At 69.3% G+C, this 4,931-nt stretch carries 6 protein-coding genes; 3 read left to right on the forward strand and 3 right to left on the reverse strand.

Translation table 11 applies throughout. From position 1 onward, the window contains the following. Positions 1-98: 98 nt before the first annotated feature. Both HY703_04105 and HY703_04110 read right to left on the reverse strand, forming a co-directional pair. Complete coding sequence (locus HY703_04105) at positions 99-893, reverse strand: tetratricopeptide repeat protein (protein ID MBI4544359.1); 795 nt, start codon at positions 891-893, stop codon at positions 99-101. 38 nt (positions 894-931) lie between these two features. After that, positions 932-1,213 (reverse strand): hypothetical protein, encoded by a 282-nt coding sequence (locus HY703_04110; protein MBI4544360.1) that lies wholly within the window; start codon positions 1,211-1,213, stop codon positions 932-934. Between the two features lie 90 nt (positions 1,214-1,303). On the opposite strand from HY703_04110, the gene HY703_04115 reads away from it, so the two are divergent. Next, positions 1,304-2,140, forward strand: a complete 837-nt coding sequence (locus HY703_04115; protein MBI4544361.1) for a hypothetical protein — start codon at positions 1,304-1,306, stop codon at positions 2,138-2,140. Between the two features lie 39 nt (positions 2,141-2,179). Here HY703_04115 and HY703_04120 read toward each other — a convergent pair whose 3' ends face one another. Further along, positions 2,180-2,461: a hypothetical protein gene (locus HY703_04120; GenBank protein MBI4544362.1), complete on the reverse strand. Its 282-nt coding sequence runs from the start codon at positions 2,459-2,461 to the stop codon at positions 2,180-2,182. A 293-nt stretch (positions 2,462-2,754) separates the two neighbouring features. On the opposite strand from HY703_04120, the gene HY703_04125 reads away from it, so the two are divergent. Then, on the forward strand, positions 2,755-3,564 hold the full coding sequence (locus tag HY703_04125) for a hypothetical protein (GenBank protein MBI4544363.1): 810 nt from the start codon (positions 2,755-2,757) through the stop codon (positions 3,562-3,564). A gap of 135 nt (positions 3,565-3,699) precedes the next feature. Beyond that, entirely contained in the window at positions 3,700-4,773 is a 1,074-nt protein-coding gene (selD, locus tag HY703_04130) for a selenide, water dikinase SelD (GenBank protein ID MBI4544364.1), read from the forward strand. The last annotated feature ends 158 nt before the right edge of the window (positions 4,774-4,931 follow it).

Raw genomic sequence — 4,931 nt, forward strand, 5'->3', positions numbered from 1 at the left:
CCGCGCCCCCCTCCCTGACCCCGTCAGCGGCTCCTGCCAGCGGGCGCCCAGACTCTGATGCAACGCATGCAATGGCAGATCGCGGAATGCGCCCACTATCAACTGCGGCCCTCCCGCTCGAGCTCCTGGATCAGGTCGCGCACGCGCCTGGCATCCGGCGCCTGGGGCGCCAGGTCGAGGTAGCGCTCGAGGTCGGCTATGGCCTCCGATAGCCGCCCCGACCGCGCCAGCAAGACGGCGCGGTCCCGCACCTCATCACTGGCCATGGGATGCAGCAGCAGAAGCCGCTCGATTGCGGACAGGGCCCGCCGGTCTTCGCCCAGATTGAGGTAGATGCCCTTCAGGTTGGACAGCAAGCGCGCCAGGATCTCCTTCTTCCCCGCCGGCTGCAGGAATTGCCTGTTCAGCCGCACCGTGCCGCCGTACACCCTGTCCAGCAGTTCCTGGGCCTGGTCCTCGAAGCGCAGCCGCCCCCGCTCGAACGCATCCACCAGTATGCGCAGCGCCTCGCCCTGGTAGCGCACCAGGAAGTGGGCGGGGAAATTCACGCCCACCAGGGGCAGGCCGAGCCGCCAGCCCACCTCCAGGTAAACGATGCTCAGCGTGATGGGGATGCCGACCCGGCGGTCGAGCACGTCGTTGAGAAAGGAATTGCGCGGATCGTAATAGGCATCCGTGTTGCCACGGAATCCCTCCTCCTCGAAAAGCACGCGGTTCAGCTCCTGCAGCACGATGAGCGGCGCGCCCTCATTGCTCAACCGGTCCCGCACCCTTTCCGCCAGCAGATCGAGCCGCCGCAGGTACGGCGCGGGATGGAGCTGCGGGTACTGCTCCTCCGCAATCAGCAAGGCGCCCGCGGCCAGATCGATGTCGACGTCCTGCGCCCCCGCCAGCGCTGCAAAGCGGGACCGTGCGGAGAGCGAGGGCGGCTTCACGGGGCCAGCGCCTCCCGGAGCATAGCTTTCAGGCGACCCGGGTCTGCGGCCAGCTCACGGGCCGCCCGATGCACGTCCGCGCTCGTCGCAGCATTAGGAAGCTCGACGCCCACCTCTTTCCCCGCATCGTGCGGCAGGAAGACGACCGTCATGCGGTACCCTTGAACGCCCGTGGCTCGCCGGCCTACCAGGTCCACCGTATAGCGGCGGCCGTCCAGCTCGAGGGCCTCCGCCAGACGGTGCTCCCGCCAGGATGTGCCCCGCGTCATTTTGCCCATACCTGCACTCTCCCCGTTTGCGTGGCCGCCCGACTCACCCGATATTGCGGCCCACCCGCTGCTCTCCAACACGTCGACTGGAGAAGCCTTATGCGCCGCCCCGTTCGTGCCTGGCCCCTCGCGCTCGCGCTGCTCCCCTTCCTCAGCCTTCAGACCCTGGCTTGTTCGCACTGGACCGCAGGACAGGACGGGGCGGCGCCCGGCCAAAGTAACCGGCCGGCGAACGGCCGGGCAACGGACGCCCTCGCGGATCCCGAGGTGCGCCGCGTCCACTCCCGCATGATGGCCGCAATGGGTGGCGCCGACGCCTGGGAAAGCGCTCGCTACTTCGAGTTCGACTTCGTCGTCTACCGCGGCGGCCAGGAGGCCGCGCGCTGGCGCCACCGCTGGGACCGCTGGCGCGGCGATTACCGCCTTAGCGGCATTCGCCGCGGCGACACCATCCTCGCCCTCTTCAACGTCAACCACGCCGCTGACGGCAGGGTGTGGCTGAACGGCCAGCCGGTCCAGCCGCCGCGCGCCGACTCGCTCCGCCAGTTCGCCTACGCGCGCTTCATCAATGACTCGTACTGGCTGATCATGCCCTACAAGTGGACCGATCCGGGCGTGCACCTGAGCTACGCGGGACGACAGACCGATCCCAATGGCCGAGCCTGGGAGGCCGTCAAGCTCACCTTCGAGAACGTAGGGCTCACGCCGGAAAACGAATACCTTGCCTTCATCAGCCCCGAGACCGGGCTGATGGAGCGCTGGCACCACTTCCCGCGCGCCGGCGCCGAGCCCGCCATCTACGACTGGACCGACTGGCAGCGCTTCGGGCCCATCCTGCTGTCCACGAACAAACCCAATCCGGACCGCTCGGCCGCGATCCGCTTCGAGAACGTGCGCGTCGACACGCGCGTGCCCGCCGGCGCGTTCCAGTCGTAACAGCTTTCAAAGGGTGAATGGAAGCCCGGAGCCGGGCGCTCAGGCGGCGAGGTCTTCCTCGTCGCGGCTGAGGTCGAGGGCAGCCGCCCGGCCGCAACTGTGGCAATACAGAATCACGGTATAGTCGCCCTCGGGCGCGCTCCGTACCACGTCCCCGCGCTCCATCCCCGGCGCGTCCAGGAAACAAACCACTTCCACCACGTTGGGGCCGCAGCGCGGGCAGGGCACATCGGAAGGATCTTCGAGGTAGGCCAGCGCCAGCGCCAGGCCGTCCTTCACGTCGAACGGCGACGGCACTTCCGGGTTCTGCGCCTCAGCCATGATCGCCTCCCCCACACCCGCTCTGGCCCCACAGCGCGCAACATCCATTCCTGCCGCCCACTGCCGCCCCTAAGCAGGCGAGCCTCAGCCTCGAGAGCCGCGAGATCGTTCCCCGCCTGCGCGAAGAAAGTTCCCTGCCTGGCGGCCGCTGCAGCCCCCGGCTCGCGACCCCCCAGCACGCAACTGCCTGCGCCGCAAGGGCTTCCATCCGCCACCACCCACCGCCTCTGCGGGCACAGCTTTTGCCTGACTGCCGCCCCGGAGTCCCGCCCTTCCATTCAACGGAGGACTGTATGCACTTCCAACAACGTGCGCCGGTGGTCCTGGCAGTCTTGGCGGCCGCGGCGGTCTTGCTCCCGGCGTGTGGCGACGACGATGGAACCGGGCCGGACGGCCCCCGCAGCGCGAGTCTCTCGTTCACCGTGCCTCGGCCCGGCGGCAGCGCGCCCCCCGGGTTCGCTTCGCTCGTGCCCGTCACCGATGCAGCGGGCCGCGTGCTGAACATCGACTCCGTGCAGGTGGTGCTGGCGGAGGTCGAGCTCGAGCGCGCGGACGACCCCAGCGACTGCGACTCGAGCGGCCGCGGCAACCCCTGCGACGAGTTCGAAGCCGGGCCGGTGCTGGTCTCACTGCCGGTGAATGGCGGGGTCATCACGGCGTTCCAGGAGGAGATCCCTCCCGGGACGTACGACGAGCTCGAGCTCGAGATCGAGGAGCCTGAGGAAAACGACGCCGCCACCCAGGCCTTCCGAACGCGGCACCCGAGCTGGCCCATCAGCGCCAGCGTGCACGTCAAGGGTACCTTCGACGCCAATGACGGGAAGGGGCCGCAGCCCGTCAACGTCTTCATCCAGGGTGAGGGCGAGATCGAGCGCAAGCTGCAGCCGCCCTTCGTGGTGGCCACAGGCACGACAGGAACGCTCAACGTCACGGTTGCCGTGGACGTCGCGAGCTGGTTCCGCAACAGCGATGGCTCGCTGATCGATCCCCGCGCGCTGGCCGCGGACGGGAACCTGCGCGACCGTGTCGAGGAGAACATCAAGAGATCGTTCCGCGCCTTCAAGGACGCGGACCGCGACGGGGACGACAAGGACGAAGGCTGACCGGGCTGCACGGGCCGCGGCTGGCGCTGACGCGCCGACGCCCGCCCGCGTTCTACCTGACCAGCGCGGCGCCGGGGTTGGACCCGGCGCCGCGCCGTCTTTGCCCACCCGGGACCCGGCTCTTACATTTCCGCCATGTCAACGGAAGCCACACCCCGCGACCAGCGGCCGCGGCTGCGCCTCACGCAGCTCTCGCACGGCGCTGGTTGAGCGTGCAAGCTCGGCGCGGCTGAGCTGACGCAGGTCCTGCGTCACCTGGTGCCGTTCCACGACGAGGCCGTCCTGGTCGACGCGAACACCGCGGATGATGCGGCCGTGTACCGCATCGATGCGGACCGCGCCCTGATGGCCACGGTGGACTTCTTCACGCCTATTGTGGACGACCCCTACGACTTCGGCCGCATCGCCGCGGCCAACGCGCTTTCCGACATCTATGCCATGGGCGGACGTCCCCTCTTTGCGCTCAACCTGGTAGCTTTCCCGCGCGCGCACCTAGACGAGGGGATCCTGGGCGAGATCGTGCGGGGTGGCGGCGAGATCGCGCGTCAGGCCGGCGTCGCCGTCATTGGCGGCCACTCCCTCGATGACCCCGAGCCCAAGTATGGCATGTGCGTGATCGGCGAGGCGCCGGCCGAGCGCGTGGTGCGGAACTCGACCGGGCGGGCGGGCGACCGCCTGGTGCTCACCAAGCCCGTCGGGACGGGCGTCATTTCCACTGCACTCAAGCGCGATGCCGCTGACCCGGCCGCCCTGGACGCGGCCGTGCGCAGCATGACCACGCTCAATCGCGGAGCCGCCGAAGCCATGTTGCGGGCCCAGGCCCACGCCGCCACCGATATCACCGGCTTTGGCCTGCTCGGCCACCTGCGCGAGATGGCGCGCGCCAGCCGCCTGGCCGCTCGAGTCCGCGCCGCTGCCGTGCCGCTGCTTCCCTCCGCGCTCGAGCTCGCCAGCCAGGACTTCTTCCCCGGCGGCACACGCCGCAACTTCGCCGACCTCCAGGACGCCGTTCGCTGGAGCCCCGCTCTGCCCCAGCCGCTCCGCCTCCTGCTCTGTGATGCGCAAACATCGGGTGGGTTGCTCATCGCCGTTGCCCCAGAGCGCGTCGGCGAGCTGCTCGCCGACCTGCAGGACGCCGGCACCCCCGCAGCCGCTGTGATCGGCGAACTCGAAGAGGGAGCGGCGGGCGAGATCCAGGTCGAGCCCTGACTGCGGGGATGAGCACTGGCCAGGCCGCGGGGCGTCTGGGGAACCATTCGTGGGTTGTGCCGCCCCGCTGAACTCAACCGCCAAAAGACCGCGGTTTCGGGTTTTACCGGCGTGTCCGGGTGAAGACGACGCGCAGTACCCCGGGCACCGTCTCCACC

This window comes from Gemmatimonadota bacterium (assembly GCA_016209965.1).
In the GTDB taxonomy this organism is placed as follows: Bacteria; Gemmatimonadota; Gemmatimonadetes; order Longimicrobiales; family RSA9; genus JACQVE01.